Source organism: Caulobacter sp. P1_D6 (assembly GCF_056406095.1).
On sequence record NZ_JBFUAW010000005.1, the window covers coordinates 151228 to 169815 of the forward strand.

An 18588-nucleotide genomic window follows, 5' to 3' on the forward strand; every position below is an offset into this window, starting at 1 on the left:
GTCGGTCCCGGATCTCCGCGCTGCGCGCTCGTCCGGGATGACAACCGTTTTGGGCTATAGGCGACAGCCCTGGCCTTCATGGGAACAGCTTGCGTTCGATGGCCGTCTTCAGGTCCGGCCATAGGTCGAACCTGGGATGCCGCTCGGGATCGCCCGGCGCGAGGGGGCGCAGGCGTTCGTCGGCCACCATCTGGAAGCGGTTCACCCACGGCGCGCTTTCCGCCACCGACTCAAGCTGCGGCAGCAGGTCGTCGATGAACACCGACGGCGAGGCCGTGCGCTGGGACAGGTCGGCCGCCGACGGGCCCTTGGGGCCGCTGTTGATCACCAGCGGATAGTCGAAGCCGTGGGTCTTCAACCAACGGGCCCGGGACTGGCGGCCGTGCTCGGGGGCGTTGGTCAGGATCACCACGTCGGCGCGGGTCGAGAGGTCGGCCAGGGCGTCGGCCGCGCCCTCGGCCGGCAGCAGGTCGTCGGCCCCGTCGCGGAAGAAGTCGTTGAACAGCGCCCGCCCGGCGATCAGGTCCAGGTGTTCGGTCTCGCCGGGGCGATAGATGTTCTGGAACAGGGCGTAGCGATCGAATCGCAGCTCGAATCCGTGGCGTCCGATGAACGTTCCGAAGCCATGCATGAAGCGCGCGAGGACCTCGTCCACATCGACGATGACCAGCGGCGTATCTGGGCGCACGGTGCAGGCTTGGAGGTCGGAGAAACAGGGTTCCATGATCTACGATAGGTCGAGGTAAACGCGATTAGCGCGGGCTTAAGGATATTCGTGCGATCTGGAATCCAGAAGCGACGCGAATCCCTCACGCATCGCCACGGACCGGAATGGTCGGGGTCAGGATGACGAAGAAGGTCCTCATCGTCGAGGATAACGAGCTGAACATGAAACTCTTTCATGACCTGCTCGAAGCCCAGGGTTACGAGATCCTGCAAACCCGCGAGGGCTTGCAGGCTCTGTCGATCGCCCGTGAGCATCGCCCCGACCTGATCCTGATGGACATCCAACTGCCCGAGATCTCCGGCCTCGAAGTCACCAAGTGGCTCAAGGAGGATGACGATCTGTCACATATCCCCGTCGTCGCCGTTACGGCATTCGCCATGAAGGGCGACGAGGAGCGCATTCGCGAGGGCGGCTGCGAGGCCTATATCTCCAAGCCCATCTCGGTGTCCCACTTCCTCGACACCATTACCCGGTTGCTGGAGAGGTAGGCCCGTGAGCGCGCGCATCCTGGTCGTCGACGACATCGAGGCCAATGTCCGCCTGCTCGAGGCCAAGCTGTCGGCTGAGTACTATCAAGTTTCGGTCGCCTATGACGGCCCCACCGCCCTGACCCTGGCGGCGAGCGAGCTGCCCGACGTGATCCTGCTGGACGTGATGATGCCCGGCATGGACGGCTTCACCGTCTGCAAGAAGCTCAAGGAAGACCCGACCACCCGCCATATCCCCATCGTGCTGGTCACGGCGCTGGACGGCCGCGCCGACCGCATCCAGGGCCTGGAGGCCGGCGCCTCGGACTTCCTGACCAAGCCGATCGACGACGTCATGCTGTTCGCCCGCGTGCGCAGCCTGACCCGCTTCAAGCTGGTGATCGACGAGCTGCGCCAACGCGAGGCCTCCGGCCGCCGCATGGGCGTGATCGCCGGCGCCGCCTCGCGCCTGGACGGCCTGGGCGGCCGGGTGCTGGTGGTCGACGACAACGAACGCCAGGCCCAGCGCGTCGCCGCCGAACTGGCGATCGAGCATCGCCCGGTCATCGAATCCGATCCCGTGAAGGCCCAGATCAGCGCCGGTGGACCGGTCGACCTGGTGATCATCAACGCCGCCGCCAAGAGCTTCGACGGCCTGCGCTTCGCCGCCTCGCTGCGGTCGGACGAGCGCACCCGCCACCTGCCGATCCTGGCCATGGTCGATCCCGACGAGCGCCAGCGCCTGGTCAAGGCGCTGGAGATCGGCATCAACGACATCCTGCCGCGGCCGATCGATCCGCAGGAGCTGTCGGCCCGGGTCAAGACCCAGATCCAGCGCAAGCGCTACACCGACTACCTGCGCCAGAACCTCGACCACAGCCTGGAGCTGGCGGTCACCGACCAGCTCACCGGCCTGCACAACCGCCGCTACATGGCCGGCCAGCTGGACTCGCTGGTCAAGCGCGCGGCGCTAGGCGGCGATCCGGTCGCGGCCCTGCTGATCGACATCGACCACTTCAAGAAGATCAACGACGGCTTCGGTCACGACGTCGGCGACGAGGTGCTGCGCGAGTTCGCCCTGCGCCTGGCCTCGAACGTCCGCGCCATCGACCTGCCTTGCCGCTACGGCGGCGAGGAGTTCACGGTGATCATGCCCGACACCCAGCTGGTCGACGCCCTGCGCATCGCCGAGCGGATCCGCATGCACGTCTCCGGCTCGCCGTTCCGCGTGGCCCAGGGCAGCGAGCTGCTGACCGTGACCATCTCGATCGGCGTCTCGGCCACCAGCGGCCCCAACGACACCCCCGAGACCCTGATGAAACGGGCCGACGAGGCGGTGTACGAGGCCAAGAAGTCCGGCCGCAACGCCGTGGTGGGCAAGGCGGCCTAACTACGGCCGGGGACATGCCCTTGGGCGTGTCCCCAATTTCAGACACCGCGACTAGCGATGGGGACACGCCCAAGGGCATGTCCCCGGCTCAGCGCTTCACTAGCCTGATCTCATAAAGCCGCGGCCACAGCTTGCCCGTCACGATCAGCCGATCCGCCTTGGCGTCGTAGGCGATGCCGTTCAGCACGTCGGCGCGGTCGCGGTCGGCCTCGGGCAGCAGCCCCGTCAGGTCGATCCAGCCCTTCACCTTGCCCGTGGCCGGGTCGATGCGGGCGATGCGGTCGGTCTGCCAGATATTGGCCAGGATCTCGCCCTTGACCCATTCCAGCTCGTTCAGCTGGTCCACCGGCTTGCCTTCGTCGGTGACGGTGATCCCGCCGATCTCCTTCAGGGTCTCGGGGTCCAGGAACCGCAGGCGCGACGTTCCGTCGCTCATGATCAGGCGCTTGTCGTCGCGGGTCAGGGCCCAGCCTTCGCCGGCATAGCTGAACTCGCCGCGCGTCTCGAAGTCGTCGACGCCGTAGACGAAGCCGATCTGGGTCTTCCAGGTCAGCTGGATCAGCCGGTCCTTCCAGTCGATGATGCCCTCGCCGAAATACTGGCTGGAGATCGAGCGCTCGTTCTCGACGGCGCCGGTCTCCAGAACGATCTTGCGGATCGACGAGGCGCCCTCCAGCCCCGTGCTCTCGTACAGGAAGCCGTCGCGCAGGAAGAGGCCCTCGGTGAAGGCGTTGGGATCGTGGGGGTAGGTGCGCACCACCTCATAGCCGTAGACCGGCATGGCGGCTTGAACCTGGGCCAGCGGCAAACCGAGGCCCAGCAACAGAATCAAGGCCAGCCAGAGGGACGGAAGCGGGAGTCGGCGCATGGCCCAGCTAGGCCTTTCCTCGGCGGCGAAAACAAGACGCCCCAAACGAAAAACGCCCGGCTTCGCAGCCGGGCGTCTTGTCATATCGATAAGGGCGGCAAGACCTACTTGATCTTGCCTTCCTTGAATTCGACGTGCTTGCGGATGACCGGATCGTACTTCTTCAGCACCATCTTTTCGGTCTTGGTGCGGGCGTTCTTCTTGGTCACGTAGAAGAAGCCGGTGTCCGCCGTCGAGTTCAGGCGGATCTTGATGGAAGCCGGTTTGGCCATGGTCGAATCCCTGCGATGGTCGCGCAGGTCCCTACGCGGTCGAAATAAGAGGCGCGGAACATACTCACCGGCGGCGCAAAGTCAATTGCCGGTCTCGCATCGTTTGTAGGGGAAATCGACGCTCCTGGCCTGGCCGCCGATTTGGCCCTCGATCCGGCCGGTCACGGCGTCGGGTCCGACTCGGCGATAGATCACCCGCTGGGGAAAGTCGTGGGCCGGATCCTCGAACACCGCCTCGTCGGCGGTCAGGCTCTTGAGCGGGAACCTGGCCTTGGCCTGGCCCGAAGGTTCGGCGACATAGGCCAGGGAGCCGTCGGCCTCGACGATGCGGACGAACTCATGGTCGCGCAGCTTGCCGTCGCGCACGGTGCGGCCCATGCCCAGCATCACGCCGCCGCCGGGACCCATCCACAGCTCCTCGACCACGCCGTTGGGCTTGGTCTGGATCCAGCAGCCCTTCAGCCAGGCCATCCGGTCTATGGTGGCGGGCGGGCCGGCGAGTTGGGCGGCGAGGATCAGGGCGAGCATGGCGACCTCGTGTGGCGAAATCCTCGTCCTTCGACAGGCTCAGGATGAGGATTTCGAATGCTGGCTCAGCGTAACAATAGCCCTCATCCTGAGCCTGTCGAAGGACGAGGGCGGTCCCACGGCGCTCTACAGATAACTCAACTGCCGCGCCCCGCGCAGGAAGCGCATGAACGGCGCGGGGCGTCCGGGGTCGGCCAGGCGCTGGGCCACCTCGTGGACGACGAAGCGGGTGATGTTGGGCAGGTCCAGTTCGCGGGCGGCGTCGAAGTCGAACCAGCCGATCTCGTCCAGCTCGCCGCAGTCGGGCTGGCGCTCCAGGCTCAGCAGGGCCGAGGCGGGGGCCATGAAGAACCGGGCGTCGAAGCGGCGGGTGCGGTAGGGCGGAGTGATCGCCCGGGCCACAAAGGCCAGCGGCGCCAGATCGGGCAGGGCGCCCTGGGCCAGGAACGGCCGCCAGGCGCCCGCGCCGGGCCGCTCGGGCGCTTTCCGGGCCAGCAGCAGGCCGGTCTCCTCGAAGGTCTCGCGCACCGCCGCCAGGGCCAGGGCGCGGGCCAGGCGAGGGGGATTGGCGTGGCGCGGCTCCAGGGCCAGGCGCACGGCGGTCTCGGGCGCCAGTTCGCTGGCCGAGGGCGCGAGGTAGTCGCCGCGGTCGACCCGGCCGCCGGGAAACACCCACTTGTCGGCCATGAAGGCCAGGCCCCGGTTGCGGCGACCCATCAGCAATTGGGGCTTGGGACCGTCGTCACGCACGACGATCAGGGTGGCGGCATGGCGGGGCTTCAGCGCGCCGGCGCCTAGATCGCGGACGTCGCCGTCGTTGCGGGTGTCGAATTTGGCGTCGATCGGCTCGTCCATGGACGCGAGCTTAGACCCGACTCACGTCAGCGCCATCCGTCCGTAGGGGCAACAGTGTTTGGGGACACGCCGCGAGGGCATGTCCCTAGCTCGCGACGGGGACATGCCCTTGCGGCGTGTCCCCAACCCAGTCCAAGCTCCGCCCAGGGATTTCGGGGATTGAGGGATGGCCATGTTCGCAAGGGTTTCGGCGTTGGCGCTGGCCATCGGATTGGCTAGCGCACCGGCCTTCGCCGCGCCTTCCGCCGCCCAGGTCCAGGCCGCCGCCAAGGCCGTCCAGCCCAAGGTCGTGGCCTGGCGGCGCGACATCCACCAGCATCCCGAACTGGGCAACCAGGAGGTCCGCACGGCCGCCCTCGTGGCCAAGGAGCTGCGCGCCCTGGGCTTCGAGGTCCGCGAGGGCGTCGGCCGCACCGGCGTGGTCGGGGTGCTGAAGGGCGGCAAGCCCGGCAAGGTCGTGGCCCTGCGCGCCGACATGGACGCCCTGCCGGTCGAGGAGAAGACCGGCCTGCCGTTCGCCTCCAAGGTCACCGCCCAGTGGGAGGGGCGGACCCTGCCGGTCATGCACGCCTGCGGCCACGACACCCACGTGGCCATGCTGCTGGGCGCGGCGACGGTGCTGGCCGGCATGAAGGCCGACATCCCCGGCACGGTCGTGGTGCTGTTCCAGCCGGCCGAGGAGGGCTCCCAGGCCGGCGAGGAGGGCGGGGCGGGCCTGATGATCCGCGACGGCGCCCTGGACCGCCCCAAGGTCGACGCCATCTTCGGCCTGCACATCGGCCCCGGCGACGCCCACGCCCTGAACTACCGGGCCGGCGGCTTCTATGCGGGCTCCGACCGTCTGACGATCACGGTCAAGGGCAAGCAGACCCACGGGGCGCGGCCCTGGGCGGGCGTCGACATGGCCAGCGTCGCGGCAGACATCGTCCAGGCCTTCAACCAGCTGTCGGCCCGCCAGATCGACGTCGGCGCCTCGCCCACCGTCCTGACCGTGGCGACCATCAACATGGGGGTGCGCAACAACATCATCCCCGAAGACCTGACCATGACCGGCACCCTGCGCACCTTCAACGCCGAGCGCCGGACCGACGTCATCGACAAGGTCCAGAAGACCGTGGCCGCCATCGGCGACCGCTACGGCGCCAGGGCCCAGGCGGTGTTCACCCAGCCCTATCCGGTCACCCGCAACGACGCGGCCCTGTCGGCCTGGGTCAAGCCCGTGCTGGAGCAGGCCTCGCCCGGCAAGGTCGACGACCAGGCGGCCTTGGTCACCGGGGCCGAGGACTTCTCGCGCTACGGCGAGAAGGTCCCGGCGGTGTTCATCCAGCTGGGCGGCCGTCCGGCCAGCGTGCCCGCCGCCACGGCCCCGGCCAACCACTCGCCCTATTTCGACATCGATGAGGCGGTGCTGGAGACCGGCGTGAAGGCCGAGGTGCTGCTGGCGCTGGATTATCTGGCCAAGAAGTAGCGCTCCGCCGCGTCGAAGGAGGCCCGTTTGCGATCCCTGTTTCTAGCCGCCGTCGCGGCCCTGACCCTGTCGAGCCCGGCGGCGGCCCAGACCGCCCTGACGCCCAATATCGGCGGCCGGACGGTGGCTCTGCCCGACGGGGGCTACGCGTTCGGCTGGCCCGGCGTCTATTTCGAGGGGCGCTTCACCGGGCGGGCGGTCGAGGTGGCGGTCGATCCGCAGCTTGAGCATCTGGCGGTCAGCATCGACGACAAGATCCGCACCCAGCTGGACCTGCCCGGCGTCACGCACATGAGTTTCGACGACCTGGGCCCGGGCGAGCATGTCGTGCGGGTGGACAAGCTGACCGAGAGCCAGACCGGCTCGGCGCGGTTCCTGGGCTTCACCGTCGGCAGGGGCGGCCAGGCCCTTCCGCCGCCCAGCCGTCCGCGCAGGATCGAGTTCATCGGCGACTCCCACACGGTCGGCTATGGCGTGCGCGCGACCAAGCGCACCTGCACCCAGGCCGAGATCCACGACCTGACCGACACCAGCCTGACCTTCGGACCGACCCTGGCGGGGCGGCTGGACGCCGACTACCGGATCGTCGCCTTCTCCGGGCGGGGCGTGGTGCGCAACTACGGCGGCGGCGCGCCGGGCCAGACCTTGCCGGTGCTCTATTCGCGCATGATCCCCGGCCAGGCCGCGCCCAGCGTGGATCCGGCGGACTCCTGGCGACCCGACCTGATCGTCATCGGCCTGGGCACCAACGACTTCTCCACGCCTGTGGCGCCGGGCGAGGCCTGGGCCGACGAGGCGGCCCTGCACGCCGACTATCGCCGGGCCTATGCCGGTTTCGTTCGGGACCTGGCCAAGCGCCAGCCCCAGGCCCGCTTCCTGCTGATCGCGGGCGACAGCTTCGCGGCCGATGTCGATGAAGTGGTCAAAGCGGTCGACGCCGAGACGCCGGGCCTGGCGACCCCGGTGCGGATCACCGGCATGGACCTGGGCGCCTGCGACTGGCACCCGTCGATCGCGGATCAGCGGATGATGGCGGATCGGCTTGAGGCGGCGGCGAAGACGGTTCTGCCCTGATCACCCTCTCCCACGGGAGAGGGTTTCTAAGCCTACCGCCGCTTCCCGCGCCGCACGCCCTTCGGCAGCCCGCCGCGCGGCTTGATGGCGGGCTTGCCCCGGATGCCCAGCCGCGGCCGTGGAGCTTTCGGATCCACCGGCAGCGCATCCGTCAGCATCTCGAACAACAGCCCGCCGGTCACCGGCGTGGCCTCACGCAGCTTCACCTCGACCGCCAGGCCCAGCGGGAAGCGCTTGCCCGTGCGCTCGCCGACCAGGGCGTGCATGCGGTCGTCGTGGACGAAATATTCCTCGCCCAGGGTCGAGACCGGCACCAGGCCGTCGGCGCCCGTCTCGTCCAGCTTCACGAACAGGCCAAAGCGCGTGACCCCCGTGATCCGCCCGGTGAAGGTCGCGCCCACCCGGTCGGCCAGGAAGGCGGCGATGTAGCGGTCGGTGGCGTCGCGCTCGGCGGCCATGGCCCGGCGCTCGGCGTGGGTGATGACCTCGGCGGTGTCCTTGATCTGGCTGATGTCCTGGTCGGTCAGGCCGTCGTCGCCCAGGTTCAGCGCCCGGATCAGCGCCCGGTGCACGATCAGGTCGGCGTAGCGGCGGATCGGGCTGGTGAAGTGGGCGTAGCGGGCCAGGTTCAGGCCGAAGTGGCCCAGGTTGTCGCTGGAATAGTGGGCCTGCATCTGGGTGCGCAGGACCACCTCGTTGATGATCGCCGCGTGCGGGCTCTCGCGGGTGTCGTCCAGCAGCTTGTTGAAGCGCGCCGTGGTCGGGGCCTCGCCCTTCGACCACTTCACCTCCAGCGTCTGCAGGAACTCGGTCAGGCTCATGACCTTTTCCTGGCTGGGCGTGTCGTGCACCCGGTAGATCAGCGGCGTGCGCTTGGCTTCCAGGCTCTCGGCGGCCGAGACGTTGGCCTGGATCATCATCTCCTCGATCAGCTTGTGGGCCTCGAGGCTGGCGCGGCGGGTGATCGACTGGATCTCGCCCTCGCGGATGATGATGCGGCGCTCGTCGCTCTCGATGGCCAGGGGCGAGCGCTGCTCGCGGCCCTTGCCCATCAGGCGGAAGGCGGCCCACAGCGGGCGCAGGATCGGGTCCAGCAGCGGGCCGGCCTTGTCGGCGTCCTGGCCGTCGGGCGGAGCCACGCCGTCGATGGCGGCCTGGGCTTGCTCGTACGACAGCTTGGCGGCGCTGCGCATCAGGCCGCGCACGAACTTGTGGCTCTTCTTGCGGCCCTGAGCGTCGAACACCATCCGCACGGCCAGGGTGGCGCGGTTCTCGCCTTCGCGCAGGCTGCACAGGCCGTTGGACAGGGTCTCGGGCAGCATCGGCTCCACCCGGTCGGGGAAGTAGACGCTGTTGCCCTTCTCGCGGGCGTCGCGGTCCAGGGCCGAGCCGGGGCGCACATAGGCGGCGACGTCGGCGATCGCCACCCAGACCACCCAGCCGCCCACATTGCCGGGTTCCGGATCGGGATGGGCGTAGACGGCGTCGTCGTGGTCGCGGGCGTCCACCGGGTCGATGGTCACGAACGGCAGGTCGCGCAGGTCATCCCGCCCTTCCAGCGTCGGCGGCTTGGCGGCGGCGGCTTCCGCCTCGGCCTCTTCGGAGAAGCCGGTCGGGATGCCGTGGCTGTGGATGGCGATCAGCGAGGCGGCGCGCGGATCGTCCTCGCTGCCGACCACCTCCAGCACCTTGCCGAACTTGGGGCCGTAGCGGGCCGAGGCCGTGCCGACCTGGGCCAGGACCAGGTCGCCGTCCTTCAGGTCCTTGGCCTCCTGCTCGTTGAGCAGCAGGCTTTCCTTGGACTTGCGATCGACCGGCTCGACGCGGGTCTCGCGGCGATGCTTGCGGATGACGCCCAGCACCTTGTGGGCGCTCTGGCCCAGGCGCTTAATCAGGCGGGCCTCGGTCTCGCCGCTCTCCAGTTGCTCGAAGCGGACCAGCAGGCGGTCGCCCATGCCCGGCGCGCCGCCGGCCGCGGCGTCGCCCTTGCCCGGGGCCAGGCGCACCTGCGGCAGGTCCTCGCCGCCCTTGGTCAGGCGGACATAGAGGTCGCCGTCGGCGTCGCGCTCGACCACGTCCACCACCCCGACCGGGGGCAGGGAACCGGCTTCGGCGAAGCCCCGGCGGCCGCGCTTGCCCAGGCTGCCATCGGCTTCCAGGGCGCGCAGCATCTCGCGCAGGGCCCGACGGTCCGCGCCCTTCAGGCCGAAATGGCGGGCGATGTCGGCTTTGCCGCTCTCGCCGGCGTCGCGAAGGAAGGCGATCAGCGTCTCGCGATCCGGCAGCCCCGCGGGCGGCTTGGGCGCCTTCACGCCTTTCGAGGCGGCGGGGAACTTGGACGACTTGGGCGAGCGCGGTTTAGCCATGCTCCTCGTCTAACGCGGCGAGGGGGGCGAAGGGAAAGGGAAATGGACAATCCGCCCCTGATCGCTGGCCGTGGCTGAAGGTTCGGCCGGTTGTGGCGGGAACTTCCCGGCCGACCGCGTGTACTTCGTCCAGGCGCCCGGGATTTCCGGGCGGCCCTCCGCATCCGCAGGGAGCAAGACCATGAAGGTCCGCAGGTTCACGCTCGAAGACGCGCCGATGGAGCGCTCCCCGGGGCAGCAGGCCGACATCTTCGTCAGCAATCTGGTCGACGAACGGCACGGCGGCCCGATCACCGTCGGCTACGGGCGGTACGCGCCGAACCAGAGCCTCGCCGAGACAATGGCCGTCGACGACGTCATGATCGTCCTGGAGGGGCGGGTGTCGGTTTCGACGGGCGCGGAGACGCTCACCGCCGGCCCCGGCGAGATCGTCTACATGCCCAAGGGGGAGGCCGTGACCATCCGCTCGCACGAGGATGGGGCGCTGACCGCCTATGTCACCTACCCCCATTGGCGAGCCGCGAAGGCTTAGGTCGCCCTAGTACAGGTCCTCGATCCGCTGCGGCGTGGGTTGCGGCGGCGGTTCGGGCTTCTTTTCGGGCTCGGTCGGGACGGGCGGGGCCTCGACGACCGGGGCCTCCTCGGCGGGCTGCGCCTCGACCTCTTCGACCGGCTTGGGCTTGGGGGCCTCGACCGGCGGGGGCGGGGCGACCTCGGCGACCATCGGGGCGGCGTCGCGCACCGGCACGCCCGACACCTCGGCCAGCGGCGCGGTCGAGACCGCCTGCCGGTCGGTCTTCACCAAGGCGTTCTTGAGCCCGAACGCGAAGCCGCCGACGCTGATCGCCGACAGGATCACGACCACGACAGGCAGCGGAAGAGGGCGTTCGAGCGTCGTCATGACCCTAGCCTAACTCCACCGCCGAGGCGCGTCACGCCTCGGCTTTGGCCTTCTTGGCGGCGGGCTTTTTCGCCGCCGGTTTCTTGGCGGCCGGCTTCTTGGCCGGAGCCTTCTTCGCCGGAGCCGCGCCGTCGGCCGCGGCCTTCGCCTTGGCCGGGGCTTTCTTGGGAGCCGCCTTCTTCGCCGGCTTCTTGCCGCCGCCGCCCTTGGCGACGCGGTCGGCGATCAGGGCCACCGCTTCTTCCAGGGTCAGGGCCGCCGGATCGGCGCCCTTGGGCACGTTGGCGTTGGTGTCGCCGTGCTTGATGTAGGGGCCGAAGCGCCCCGACAGCACGCGGATCGGCTTGCCGTCTTCGGGGTGGTTGCCCAGTTCCGCCAGCGCCGCCGCCTGGCCGCGCTGCGGACGCCCGCCGCCGGCCCGCTTGTCGGCCAGCAGGGCCACCGCGCGGTTCAGGCCGATGTCGAAGACGTCTTCCGGATTCTCGAGGTTGGCGTAGGTGCCGTCGTGCAGCACGAACGGCCCGAAGCGGCCCAGGCCCGCGGTGATGGTCTTGCCGTCGTCCGGGTGGGCGCCGACCTCGCGGGGCAGGGACAGCAGGCGCAGGGCCTTTTCCAGATCGACCGCCGCCGCCACCCAGCCCTTGGGCAGGCTGGAGCGTTTGGGCTTGTCGCCGCTGTCGGCCGCCGCCAGTTCCTCGACATAGGGACCGAAGCGGCCGTTCTTCAGCCACACCGCGCGGCCGGTCGCCGGGTTGATCCCCAGCTCCTTGTCGGCGGCCTCGGCTTCGCCTTCGCCCTCGCTGGTGGCCAGCTGGCGGGTGAAGCGGCATTCGGGATAGTTCGAACAGCCGATGAAGGCGCCGAACTTGCCGACCTTCAGCGACAGCATGCCCGTGCCGCAGGTTGGGCACAGACGCGGATTGGAGCCGTCGCCCTTGTCCGGGAAGATGTGCGGGCCCAGCGACTCGTTGAGGGCGTCCAGGACGTTGGTGGTGCGCAGCTCGGCGATCTCGCCGACCGCGGCCGCGAAGTCCTTCCAGAAGTCGCGCAGGAACTGTTTCCAGTCCAGCTTGCCGTCCGACACCAGGTCCAGCTGCTCTTCCAGGGCGGCGGTGAAGTCGTACTCCACGTAGCGGCGGAAGAACTGCTCCAGGAACGCGGTGACCAGGCGGCCCTTGTCCTCGGGGATGAAGCGCTGCTTCTCCATCTTCACGTAGGCGCGGTCGCGCAGCACGGTCAGGACCGAGGCGTAGGTCGACGGGCGGCCGATGCCCAGCTCTTCCATCTTCTTGACGAGGCTGGCTTCCGAATAGCGCGGGGGCGGTTCGGTGAAGTGCTGGTCGGCGCGGGCGTCCAGCACCTTGGCGGCGGCGCCTTCCTCGATCATCGGCAGGCGGGCGCTGTCCTCGTCGCCCTCGTCGTCGCGGCCTTCCTCGTAGACGGCCAGATAGCCGGGGAAGAGCACGACCTGGCCCGTGGCGCGCATGCCGGTCTGGCCGTCGGCGCTCTCCAGGTCGACGGTGGTGCGCTCGATGCGGGCGCTCTCCATCTGCGAGGCGATCATCCGCTTCCAGATCAGCTCGTACAGGCGGCCCAGGTCCGGCTCCAGGCGCAGCGAGCCGGGATTGCGGCCCAGGCTGGTCGGACGGATGGCTTCGTGGGCCTCCTGGGCGTTCTTGGCCTTGGCCTTGTAGTAGCGCGGGGTCTCGGGGACGTAGGGCGCGCCGTAGACGTTGCCGATCACGCTGCGCGCCTCGGCGATGCCTTCCGGCTCGACCGACACGCCGTCGGTCCGCATGTAGGTGATCAGGCCGACGGTCTCGCCGCCGATGTCGATGCCTTCGTACAGCTTCTGGGCGGCCTGCATGGTGCGCTGGGCGGAAAAGCCCAGCTTGCGCGAGGCTTCCTGCTGCAGGGTCGAGGTGGTGAAGGGCGGGGCGGGCGAGCGCTTGCCGGGCTTCTTCTCGACGGCGGCGACCTTGAAGGTCGCCTTCTGGACGGCGGCCCGCGCGGCCAGGGCCGAACCCTCGTTGCCCAGGTCGAACTTGGTGAGCTTCTTGTTCTCGTGCTTGACCAGGCGGGCCAGGAACGGCTCGGCGCCGGCCGTGACGTCGGCCTCGACGGTCCAGTATTCCTGGGTCTTGAAGCGCTCGATCTCCAGCTCGCGGTCGACGATCAGGCGCAGGCAGACCGACTGCACGCGGCCGGCCGAGCGGCTGCCCGGCAGCTTGCGCCACAGGACGGGCGAGAGGGTGAAGCCGACCAGATAGTCCAGGGCGCGGCGGGCCAGATAGGCCTCGACCAGCTCCATGTCGATGTCGCGCGGATGGGCCATGGCCTCGAGCACCGAGGCCTTGGTGATGGCGTTGAAGGTGACGCGCTGGACGGTCTTGTCCTTGATCGCCTTCTTCTTCTGCAGCACCTCCAGCACGTGCCAGCTGATGGCCTCCCCTTCGCGGTCGGGGTCGGTGGCCAGGATCACGCCGTCGGCGCCCTTCATGGCGTCGACGATGTCGCCGATCCGCTTGGCGGCCTTGGCGTCGACTTCCCAGCTCATGGCGAAGTCGTTGTCGGGTTCGACGGAACCGTCCTTCGAGGGCAGATCGCGGATGTGGCCGTACGAGGCGAGAACCGTATAGCCGGACCCGAGGTACTTGTTGATGGTCTTGGCCTTGGCCGGGCTCTCGACGACGACGACGATCATTAGGACCTTGATGCCTGGGAATTGGGTGCGTCCCCCAGGCGAACCAGGGCGACGAGGGCCGGAAAGTGGGGGCGGCGCCAGGGGTCTGTCAACGGCGGCCGTGGCGGACGGCGCATTTGGTTCCCGGCTCTCTCTATAGAGAGAGGAATATTTCGCCCCGCGCCGGGTCCAGGCGCCTAGGGCTTCGGCGACGTCTCGCGGGCCGCTTCGACCACCGATCGGACGGCTTCGACCACCACCTGGGACGCGTCGTCCTGGATATAATGTCTGGAGCCCGGGACCAGTCGGAACTCGCCCTGGGTCGAACGCGCCGCCAGTTCGCGGTTCAGGCGGTGCTTGATCGCCGTGCCTTCGTCCCAGCCGGGAGGCGGGCTGGGCGGCTTGGCGGGGTCGGACACCAGCACGACCAGCGGCAGGGCGCCGAAGTCGCGTTGCCTGGGCCCGGCCTGGCGGGCGTCGACGCTGTCGCCGTTGGCGTCGGCCAGCATGCTGCGCATTTCCGAGATGTTGGCGGCGATATAGTTGGCCTTGCCCCAGCGCCGGTTCAGCTCGTCGTGGAAGACGGGGTCGCGGCCGGGCGGATCCTCCAGGCAGTCGGCGGGATTGTTGGCCGGCGTCAGGTCGGCCTTGCGCGCGGTGGCCAGGCAGGTCTCGCTGTCGGCGAGCGATTTCTCGTAGGCCTTGCGACCCGCATCCCAGAGCGAACCATAGGCCCGGCCGTCGCCGGGTTGGGACGGGTCCAGCAGCACCAGACCGGCCACCCGGCCCGGATGCAGGTTGGTGAAATGGGTGGCGTAGAGGCCGCCCAGCGAATGGGCGACGATCACGACCCGTCCCTGGATCGGCGCCTTGTCGAGCAGCAGGGCCAGGTCGGCCGCGGTGTTGTCGGCGTCCGAGGCCCGCCGCGCCGCGTCGCTGAGCCCGTAGCCCGCGCGGTCGTAGGCGCAAGTGCGGGTGATCGTCGCGAGGCTGGCGTGGACCCTGCGCCAGGCCAGGCTGTCATCGCCCATGCCGGCTTCGAGGATCACGGTCGGGGCGCCCTGGCCCAGGCAGACGAGGTTGAGGTGACGGCCTGGCTCGACCTCCACCGCCTGATGCGTGGCGGCGTAGAAGTCGGGGCCTAGAGACTTGGGAGAGGGCCTGCTCGCCGGTTGGGCGGCGGCGTAGGACGTCAGCGCGATCAACGCCAGGGCCGAGACCAGTCCAAGACGCCGCATGCCGCTTCCCCCGAAATCAATTCAACGTTGTAGTTGAATGGAGACGCGGTCAAGCCTGCGTTCAGACGCCCGCCGTCTTGCGTGGGCGTCCGCCCTTGGCCCCGTTGGCGCGGGCGGCGGCGGACTTGGCGGGGGAGGTGGCCTGGCCAGCCAGCCGCGCCATATGCGCCCTGGTTCCGAAGATGCCCGCGGCAAGGCCGGGGATCGACAGATCGACGTCCAGCGCCTCCCAATGCAGACCGTAGCCGGAACCACGGACGACGACCTGCGCCAGCTCCTCTTCGGTGGCGTTCTCCAAGCCTTGGCCCTGGCGCGCGGGAAAGGCGAACGCAGACCCGTTCTTCAGTTCCACCTGGATACGCCCTGTCGCCCGATCGTAGCGAGCAGAGGCGGCCCTGGGTTCGCTCTTGGACAACGCGGTCCCCAGCCGGCCAGCTCTGTCGATCTCGGCGTCGGTGATTTCAGCCATGGATCTCGTTCCATCTCGCCAACAGGCGATCGCGTTGTTCCGTCACGATGGCCATCGCGCGCCGGATGTCGGCGCGGGTCATGTACTCCGCCCAGACCAGTTCGGGCGCGTCGCCAGGACTGGCCAGATTGATCTTGGCCTCGCCGTCCTTGAACACGTGAACATGGGCGGGTTCGTGATCGTTGGTGAAGATCACGACGCTGAAGCCGGCCGCGCGATGGACGGTGATCATCCCTAGAATAACCTATCGTGATAGGTTTTCAAGTGATGGCCACCATCCCGCCCGGCAGCAGCTCGGCCCGTTCGGCCAGGGCCAGCTCGACCAGCGCCGCCATCACCGCCGAGGTCGGGGCGCGGGTGGCGCGGACCAGTTCGTCGCGGGAGACCGGGGTGGGGGAGAGCAGGCGGGCGACCTCCTCTCGCAGGGCGTCGTGGTCGATGTCCACGTCCTCGTCCTCGGCCGCGTAGGGCTGCTCGCGCTCGCGCAGATGGGCTTGGCCCGACAGCGAGCGCAGCACGTCCTCGACGCCCTCGCACAGGATCGCGCCCTGGCGGATCAGGTCGTTGGGGCCCTTGGCGCGCGGGTCCAGCGGCGAGCCGGGCACGGCGAAGACGTCGCGGCCCTGCTCGGCGGCCAGGCGGGCGGTGATCAGCGAGCCGGACTTCAGCTCGGCCTCGACCACGATCACCCCCAGCGACAGGCCCGAGATGATCCGGTTTCGGCGCGGGAAGTCCTTGGCGATGGCCCGGCGGTCGGGGGCGCTCTCGCTGACCACGCAGCCGCCTTGGCCGGCGATGCGGGCGTGCAGGTCGGCGTGTTCGGGCGGGTAGATGTCGCTGACGCCGCCGCCCAGCACCGCCACCGTGCCCGTGGCCAGGGCGCCTTCGTGGGCCGCGCCGTCGACGCCGCGCGCCAGGCCCGACACCACCACATAGCCGTGCCGGCCCAGCTCGGTCGCCAGCTGGCGGGCGAAGCGCTGACCGCCGGCCGAGGCGATGCGGGCGCCGACGATGGCCAGGCTGGGCTGGGACAGCAGCTCGGCGTGGCCCAGGGCCCACAGCACCGGCGGCGGCGGGTCCAGGGCGGCCAGGCGCGGGGGAAAGTCCGGCTCGCAGGCGCAGATCAGCCGCGCGCCGAGGCGTTCGCCGCTGTCCAGTTCGCGAAGGATCTCGTCCTCGGGCGGCGGGCGCAGGGGCGAGGCGCGGCCGGCGCGACGGGCCAGGTCGGGCAGGGCGATCAGGGCGCGCTCGGCCGAGCCGAACCGCGAAAGCAGATGGTCGAAAGCGACGGGGCCGACCGTCTCGGTGCGCGCCAGCCTCAGCCAGGCCAGGCGCTCGCTGTCCGAGAGGCCCCGCGTCATCAGCCGGCGGCAGGCGGCGCTTCAGCCGTCTTCTTCTTGCCGATGCGGGGCTCCTGGCCCTTCAGCAGGCGGCTGATGTTGTCCTTGTGGCGGATGAAGATCAGCACGGCCATGAACAGGCAAAGTCCCAGGAAGGCGACCTCCTGGTCGGTGGCCAGGGCGAACGGCGCGGCCAGGGCGGCGGCGACCAGGGCGGCCAGCGAGCTGATGCGGAACAGGGCGGCCACGGCCAGCCAGGTGACGGCGGCCAGCAGGCCCACCGGCCAGCAGGCGGCCAGCAGCACGCCGTAGAAGGTGGCCACGCCCTTGCCGCCCTTGAACTTCAGCCAGACGGGGAACAGGTGGCCGGTGAAGGCCGCGCCGCCGGCCAGGGCGACGATGAAGGCGTTGTCGTGGCTCAGCCAGCGGGCCAGCAGCACCGCCGCCACGCCCTTGCCGGCGTCGCCGACCAGGGTGATGGCCGCCAAGTCCTTGCGGCCCGAACGCAGCACGTTGGTCGCGCCGATGTTGCCCGAGCCGATCTGCCGGATGTCGCCGGCCCCGCCCAGCCGCGTGGCGATCAGGCCGAACGGGATCGACCCCAGCAGATAGCCGCCGAGGATGGTGAGGCCGAGGGACAGGTAGACGGCTTGGGCGAGATCTTGCACGAGTTACGACCTATGGATGTGGTGAAGCTGCCCGTCGGACCGGGCGCAAGGCAAGGGCGAAAACGCCTGTTTCGGCTTTTATAGCGGCGCTAGGGCGGGGGACTCCACCGTTTTCCCGGCGGATGGGGCGTGGCTCATCGCGTCAGGAAGGCGCGGAGGTGTTCTGGAAGCGCCTCCCGGCCGATCTGGACGCCCGCCGCATCGTCGCGGTTCTCGATCAGGGTGAAGGTGTCCGCGTGCGAGAACAGAAGTTCGACGACCTCGTCGCGGTGGTTCAGGATCTCGATGAAGCCGTCGGCGACGCCGAGCAGGTTGTCGATCTCTCGGAGCACCAGGTCGAAGCCGGCCAGGACGTAGCCATCTCCCGTCCCAGCCTTGGTCTTGGTGTTGTCGAAGCGCAGCGCGATCTTGGGGTGCGGCGCCCGGCGCCAGTCCGACGTCGGCACGACACGGCCGAACAGCAGGCCGAACGCTTCCGGCGTCTCCGATCCCGAGAACTCGCTCTCGAAAATCGGGACGCAGAGCGTGGCGCGCGGTCGCTCGGCGTCCAGCCGCCCCTTGAGCTGGGCGTGATAAGCCTGCGGCGCGGCTAGGACATGGGTGAAGCCGTAGGCGTTCGCCGGCAGCGTGGACTTGGCGAGACGCTCGACCGCCTGGTCGCCGACGGTCTTCAGGACCATCGCGGCGAAGGCGTCGTCGATGAGGTCGTCCGACACGACAAAGGGCGTGAAGCCGTCCGCGGCGGGCAACAGGAAGTAGGTGTGGATCGTCTTCTTGGGCAGTTCGTCGCCGCATCGGACCAGGCCGTCGCCCAGGTCGTCCACCGGGTAGAAGTTGGCGACCAGCTTGTCGAAGGTGATTGTCACGCTTGCCTCATCGCGCCGGCCGCGCACGCGGCGCGACGTCCGGATCGATTTATCGCCGTGGCGGGGCCCGGCGCGCAAGGCCTCGCCCACGACGCGCCGGAGCCCGCGCGGTCTTGACCCCTCTCCCTGTGGAGAGGGTTTTTGGCCGCTTGTGCTCGGCGTTCAGCGGGCAAACCTCAACGATCTCAAAGACCTGAACTTTCTCGACCCGAACTTATCCTCCCCCTGCAAACCGCCCGTATCCTTGACCCACCTCGTCGCATGGAAAGGGCGCATGGCCAGCGACCGATGCGGCGGCGGGGGGCGATCGAGCGGGACTGGGCTGGAGGGGGTTACTTCAGCGTGTCCGGGGAGCCTGGCGTTGCAGGCCCCGCCCGCCGTCGGCGTCGAACGGGGACAAAGCGCGTG

The 18588-nt window shown here is 69.3% G+C and carries 19 protein-coding genes and 1 pseudogene; 5 read left to right on the forward strand and 15 right to left on the reverse strand.

Annotated features, from left to right (window positions below):
* Positions 1 to 76: 76 nt before the first annotated feature.
* Positions 77 to 724, reverse strand: a complete 648-nt coding sequence (locus tag AC1DYP_RS03450) for a hypothetical protein (protein WP_477045148.1) — start codon at positions 722 to 724, stop codon at positions 77 to 79.
* 122 nt (positions 725 to 846) lie between these two features.
* Here AC1DYP_RS03450 and AC1DYP_RS03455 point away from each other — a divergent pair, with 122 nt between their 5' ends.
* Together AC1DYP_RS03455 and AC1DYP_RS03460 are read left to right on the forward strand one after the other, a co-directional pair.
* Positions 847 to 1215, forward strand: coding sequence for a response regulator (locus AC1DYP_RS03455; RefSeq protein ID WP_028040271.1), 369 nt, complete (start codon positions 847 to 849; stop codon positions 1213 to 1215).
* Between the two features lie 4 nt (positions 1216 to 1219).
* Positions 1220 to 2584: a PleD family two-component system response regulator gene (locus tag AC1DYP_RS03460; RefSeq protein WP_477045149.1), complete on the forward strand. Its 1365-nt coding sequence runs from the start codon at positions 1220 to 1222 to the stop codon at positions 2582 to 2584.
* 88 nt (positions 2585 to 2672) lie between these two features.
* On the opposite strand, the gene AC1DYP_RS03465 is transcribed toward AC1DYP_RS03460, so the two are convergent.
* From AC1DYP_RS03465 to AC1DYP_RS03480, 4 genes are all read right to left on the reverse strand, one after another.
* On the reverse strand, positions 2673 to 3452 hold the full coding sequence (locus AC1DYP_RS03465) for a glutaminyl-peptide cyclotransferase (protein ID WP_477045150.1): 780 nt from the start codon (positions 3450 to 3452) through the stop codon (positions 2673 to 2675).
* A gap of 104 nt (positions 3453 to 3556) precedes the next feature.
* Positions 3557 to 3724, reverse strand: a complete 168-nt coding sequence (gene rpmG, locus AC1DYP_RS03470) for a 50S ribosomal protein L33 (RefSeq protein ID WP_007673017.1) — start codon at positions 3722 to 3724, stop codon at positions 3557 to 3559.
* A gap of 81 nt (positions 3725 to 3805) precedes the next feature.
* Positions 3806 to 4252, reverse strand: a complete 447-nt coding sequence (locus AC1DYP_RS03475) for a DUF6265 family protein (RefSeq protein WP_477045151.1) — start codon at positions 4250 to 4252, stop codon at positions 3806 to 3808.
* 126 nt (positions 4253 to 4378) lie between these two features.
* Positions 4379 to 5107: an NUDIX hydrolase gene (locus AC1DYP_RS03480; protein WP_477045152.1), complete on the reverse strand. Its 729-nt coding sequence runs from the start codon at positions 5105 to 5107 to the stop codon at positions 4379 to 4381.
* Positions 5108 to 5279: 172 nt separating this feature from the next.
* Here AC1DYP_RS03480 and AC1DYP_RS03485 point away from each other — a divergent pair, with 172 nt between their 5' ends.
* Together AC1DYP_RS03485 and AC1DYP_RS03490 are read left to right on the forward strand one after the other, a co-directional pair.
* Positions 5280 to 6575, forward strand: a complete 1296-nt coding sequence (locus tag AC1DYP_RS03485) for an amidohydrolase (RefSeq protein ID WP_477045165.1) — start codon at positions 5280 to 5282, stop codon at positions 6573 to 6575.
* A gap of 27 nt (positions 6576 to 6602) precedes the next feature.
* Entirely contained in the window at positions 6603 to 7649 is a 1047-nt protein-coding gene (locus AC1DYP_RS03490) for an SGNH/GDSL hydrolase family protein (protein WP_477045153.1), read from the forward strand.
* Between the two features lie 32 nt (positions 7650 to 7681).
* On the opposite strand, the gene rnr is transcribed toward AC1DYP_RS03490, so the two are convergent.
* The gene (rnr, locus tag AC1DYP_RS03495) at positions 7682 to 10015 is read right to left on the reverse strand and encodes a ribonuclease R (RefSeq protein ID WP_477045154.1); all 2334 of its coding nucleotides are present in this window, start codon (positions 10013 to 10015) and stop codon (positions 7682 to 7684) included.
* Between the two features lie 181 nt (positions 10016 to 10196).
* Here rnr and AC1DYP_RS03500 point away from each other — a divergent pair, with 181 nt between their 5' ends.
* On the forward strand, positions 10197 to 10547 hold the full coding sequence (locus tag AC1DYP_RS03500; RefSeq protein ID WP_477045155.1) for an AraC family ligand binding domain-containing protein: 351 nt from the start codon (positions 10197 to 10199) through the stop codon (positions 10545 to 10547).
* 6 nt (positions 10548 to 10553) lie between these two features.
* Here AC1DYP_RS03500 and AC1DYP_RS03505 read toward each other — a convergent pair whose 3' ends face one another.
* The 9 genes and pseudogenes from AC1DYP_RS03505 to AC1DYP_RS03545 all read right to left on the reverse strand — a co-directional run.
* Entirely contained in the window at positions 10554 to 10916 is a 363-nt protein-coding gene (locus tag AC1DYP_RS03505) for a hypothetical protein (protein WP_477045156.1), read from the reverse strand.
* Between the two features lie 31 nt (positions 10917 to 10947).
* Positions 10948 to 13620 (reverse strand): type I DNA topoisomerase, encoded by a 2673-nt coding sequence (gene topA, locus AC1DYP_RS03510; protein WP_477045157.1) that lies wholly within the window; start codon positions 13618 to 13620, stop codon positions 10948 to 10950.
* 176 nt (positions 13621 to 13796) lie between these two features.
* On the reverse strand, positions 13797 to 14837 hold the full coding sequence (locus AC1DYP_RS03515) for an alpha/beta fold hydrolase (RefSeq protein WP_477045158.1): 1041 nt from the start codon (positions 14835 to 14837) through the stop codon (positions 13797 to 13799).
* A gap of 61 nt (positions 14838 to 14898) precedes the next feature.
* Positions 14899 to 15306, reverse strand: a complete 408-nt coding sequence (locus AC1DYP_RS03520) for a DUF2442 domain-containing protein (RefSeq protein ID WP_477045159.1) — start codon at positions 15304 to 15306, stop codon at positions 14899 to 14901.
* A complete protein-coding gene (locus AC1DYP_RS03525) occupies positions 15299 to 15538 on the reverse strand; it encodes a DUF4160 domain-containing protein (RefSeq protein ID WP_477045160.1) in 240 nt (79 codons plus the stop codon). Before AC1DYP_RS03525 ends, AC1DYP_RS03520 begins: the two co-directional genes overlap by 8 nt.
* Before the next feature lie 28 nt (positions 15539 to 15566).
* Positions 15567 to 16667: a DNA-processing protein DprA gene (gene dprA / locus AC1DYP_RS03530; RefSeq protein ID WP_477045161.1), complete on the reverse strand. Its 1101-nt coding sequence runs from the start codon at positions 16665 to 16667 to the stop codon at positions 15567 to 15569.
* Positions 16667 to 17314: a glycerol-3-phosphate 1-O-acyltransferase PlsY gene (plsY, locus tag AC1DYP_RS03535; protein WP_477045162.1), complete on the reverse strand. Its 648-nt coding sequence runs from the start codon at positions 17312 to 17314 to the stop codon at positions 16667 to 16669. The genes dprA and plsY overlap by 1 nt, the downstream gene beginning before the upstream one ends.
* A 134-nt stretch (positions 17315 to 17448) precedes the next feature.
* Entirely contained in the window at positions 17449 to 18180 is a 732-nt protein-coding gene (locus AC1DYP_RS03540; RefSeq protein ID WP_477045163.1) for a hypothetical protein, read from the reverse strand.
* Positions 18181 to 18428: 248 nt separating this feature from the next.
* A pseudogene (locus AC1DYP_RS03545) lies at positions 18429 to 18517 on the reverse strand (hypothetical protein); the annotation flags it as partial.
* Positions 18518 to 18588: the final 71 nt, after the last annotated feature.

Excerpts from the sequence above, each read along its gene's own strand:
- AC1DYP_RS03480 (WP_477045152.1), bottom strand. The coding sequence starts at position 5,107 with ATGGACGAGCCGATCGACGCCAAATTCGACACCCGCAACGACGGCGAC.
- AC1DYP_RS03475 (WP_477045151.1), bottom strand. The coding sequence starts at position 4,252 with ATGCTCGCCCTGATCCTCGCCGCCCAACTCGCCGGCCCGCCCGCCACC.
- dprA (WP_477045161.1), bottom strand. The coding sequence starts at position 16,667 with ATGACGCGGGGCCTCTCGGACAGCGAGCGCCTGGCCTGGCTGAGGCTG.
- AC1DYP_RS03485 (WP_477045165.1), top strand. The coding sequence starts at position 5,280 with ATGTTCGCAAGGGTTTCGGCGTTGGCGCTGGCCATCGGATTGGCTAGC.
- AC1DYP_RS03465 (WP_477045150.1), bottom strand. The coding sequence starts at position 3,452 with ATGCGCCGACTCCCGCTTCCGTCCCTCTGGCTGGCCTTGATTCTGTTG.
- AC1DYP_RS03525 (WP_477045160.1), bottom strand. The coding sequence starts at position 15,538 with ATGATCACCGTCCATCGCGCGGCCGGCTTCAGCGTCGTGATCTTCACC.
- rpmG (WP_007673017.1), bottom strand. The coding sequence starts at position 3,724 with ATGGCCAAACCGGCTTCCATCAAGATCCGCCTGAACTCGACGGCGGAC.
- AC1DYP_RS03505 (WP_477045156.1), bottom strand. The coding sequence starts at position 10,916 with ATGACGACGCTCGAACGCCCTCTTCCGCTGCCTGTCGTGGTCGTGATC.
- AC1DYP_RS03520 (WP_477045159.1), bottom strand. The coding sequence starts at position 15,306 with ATGGCTGAAATCACCGACGCCGAGATCGACAGAGCTGGCCGGCTGGGG.
- AC1DYP_RS03515 (WP_477045158.1), bottom strand. The coding sequence starts at position 14,837 with ATGCGGCGTCTTGGACTGGTCTCGGCCCTGGCGTTGATCGCGCTGACG.
- AC1DYP_RS03450 (WP_477045148.1), bottom strand. The coding sequence starts at position 724 with ATGGAACCCTGTTTCTCCGACCTCCAAGCCTGCACCGTGCGCCCAGAT.
- topA (WP_477045157.1), bottom strand. The coding sequence starts at position 13,620 with ATGATCGTCGTCGTCGTCGAGAGCCCGGCCAAGGCCAAGACCATCAAC.
- rnr (WP_477045154.1), bottom strand. The coding sequence starts at position 10,015 with ATGGCTAAACCGCGCTCGCCCAAGTCGTCCAAGTTCCCCGCCGCCTCG.
- AC1DYP_RS03500 (WP_477045155.1), top strand. The coding sequence starts at position 10,197 with ATGAAGGTCCGCAGGTTCACGCTCGAAGACGCGCCGATGGAGCGCTCC.
- AC1DYP_RS03455 (WP_028040271.1), top strand. The coding sequence starts at position 847 with ATGACGAAGAAGGTCCTCATCGTCGAGGATAACGAGCTGAACATGAAA.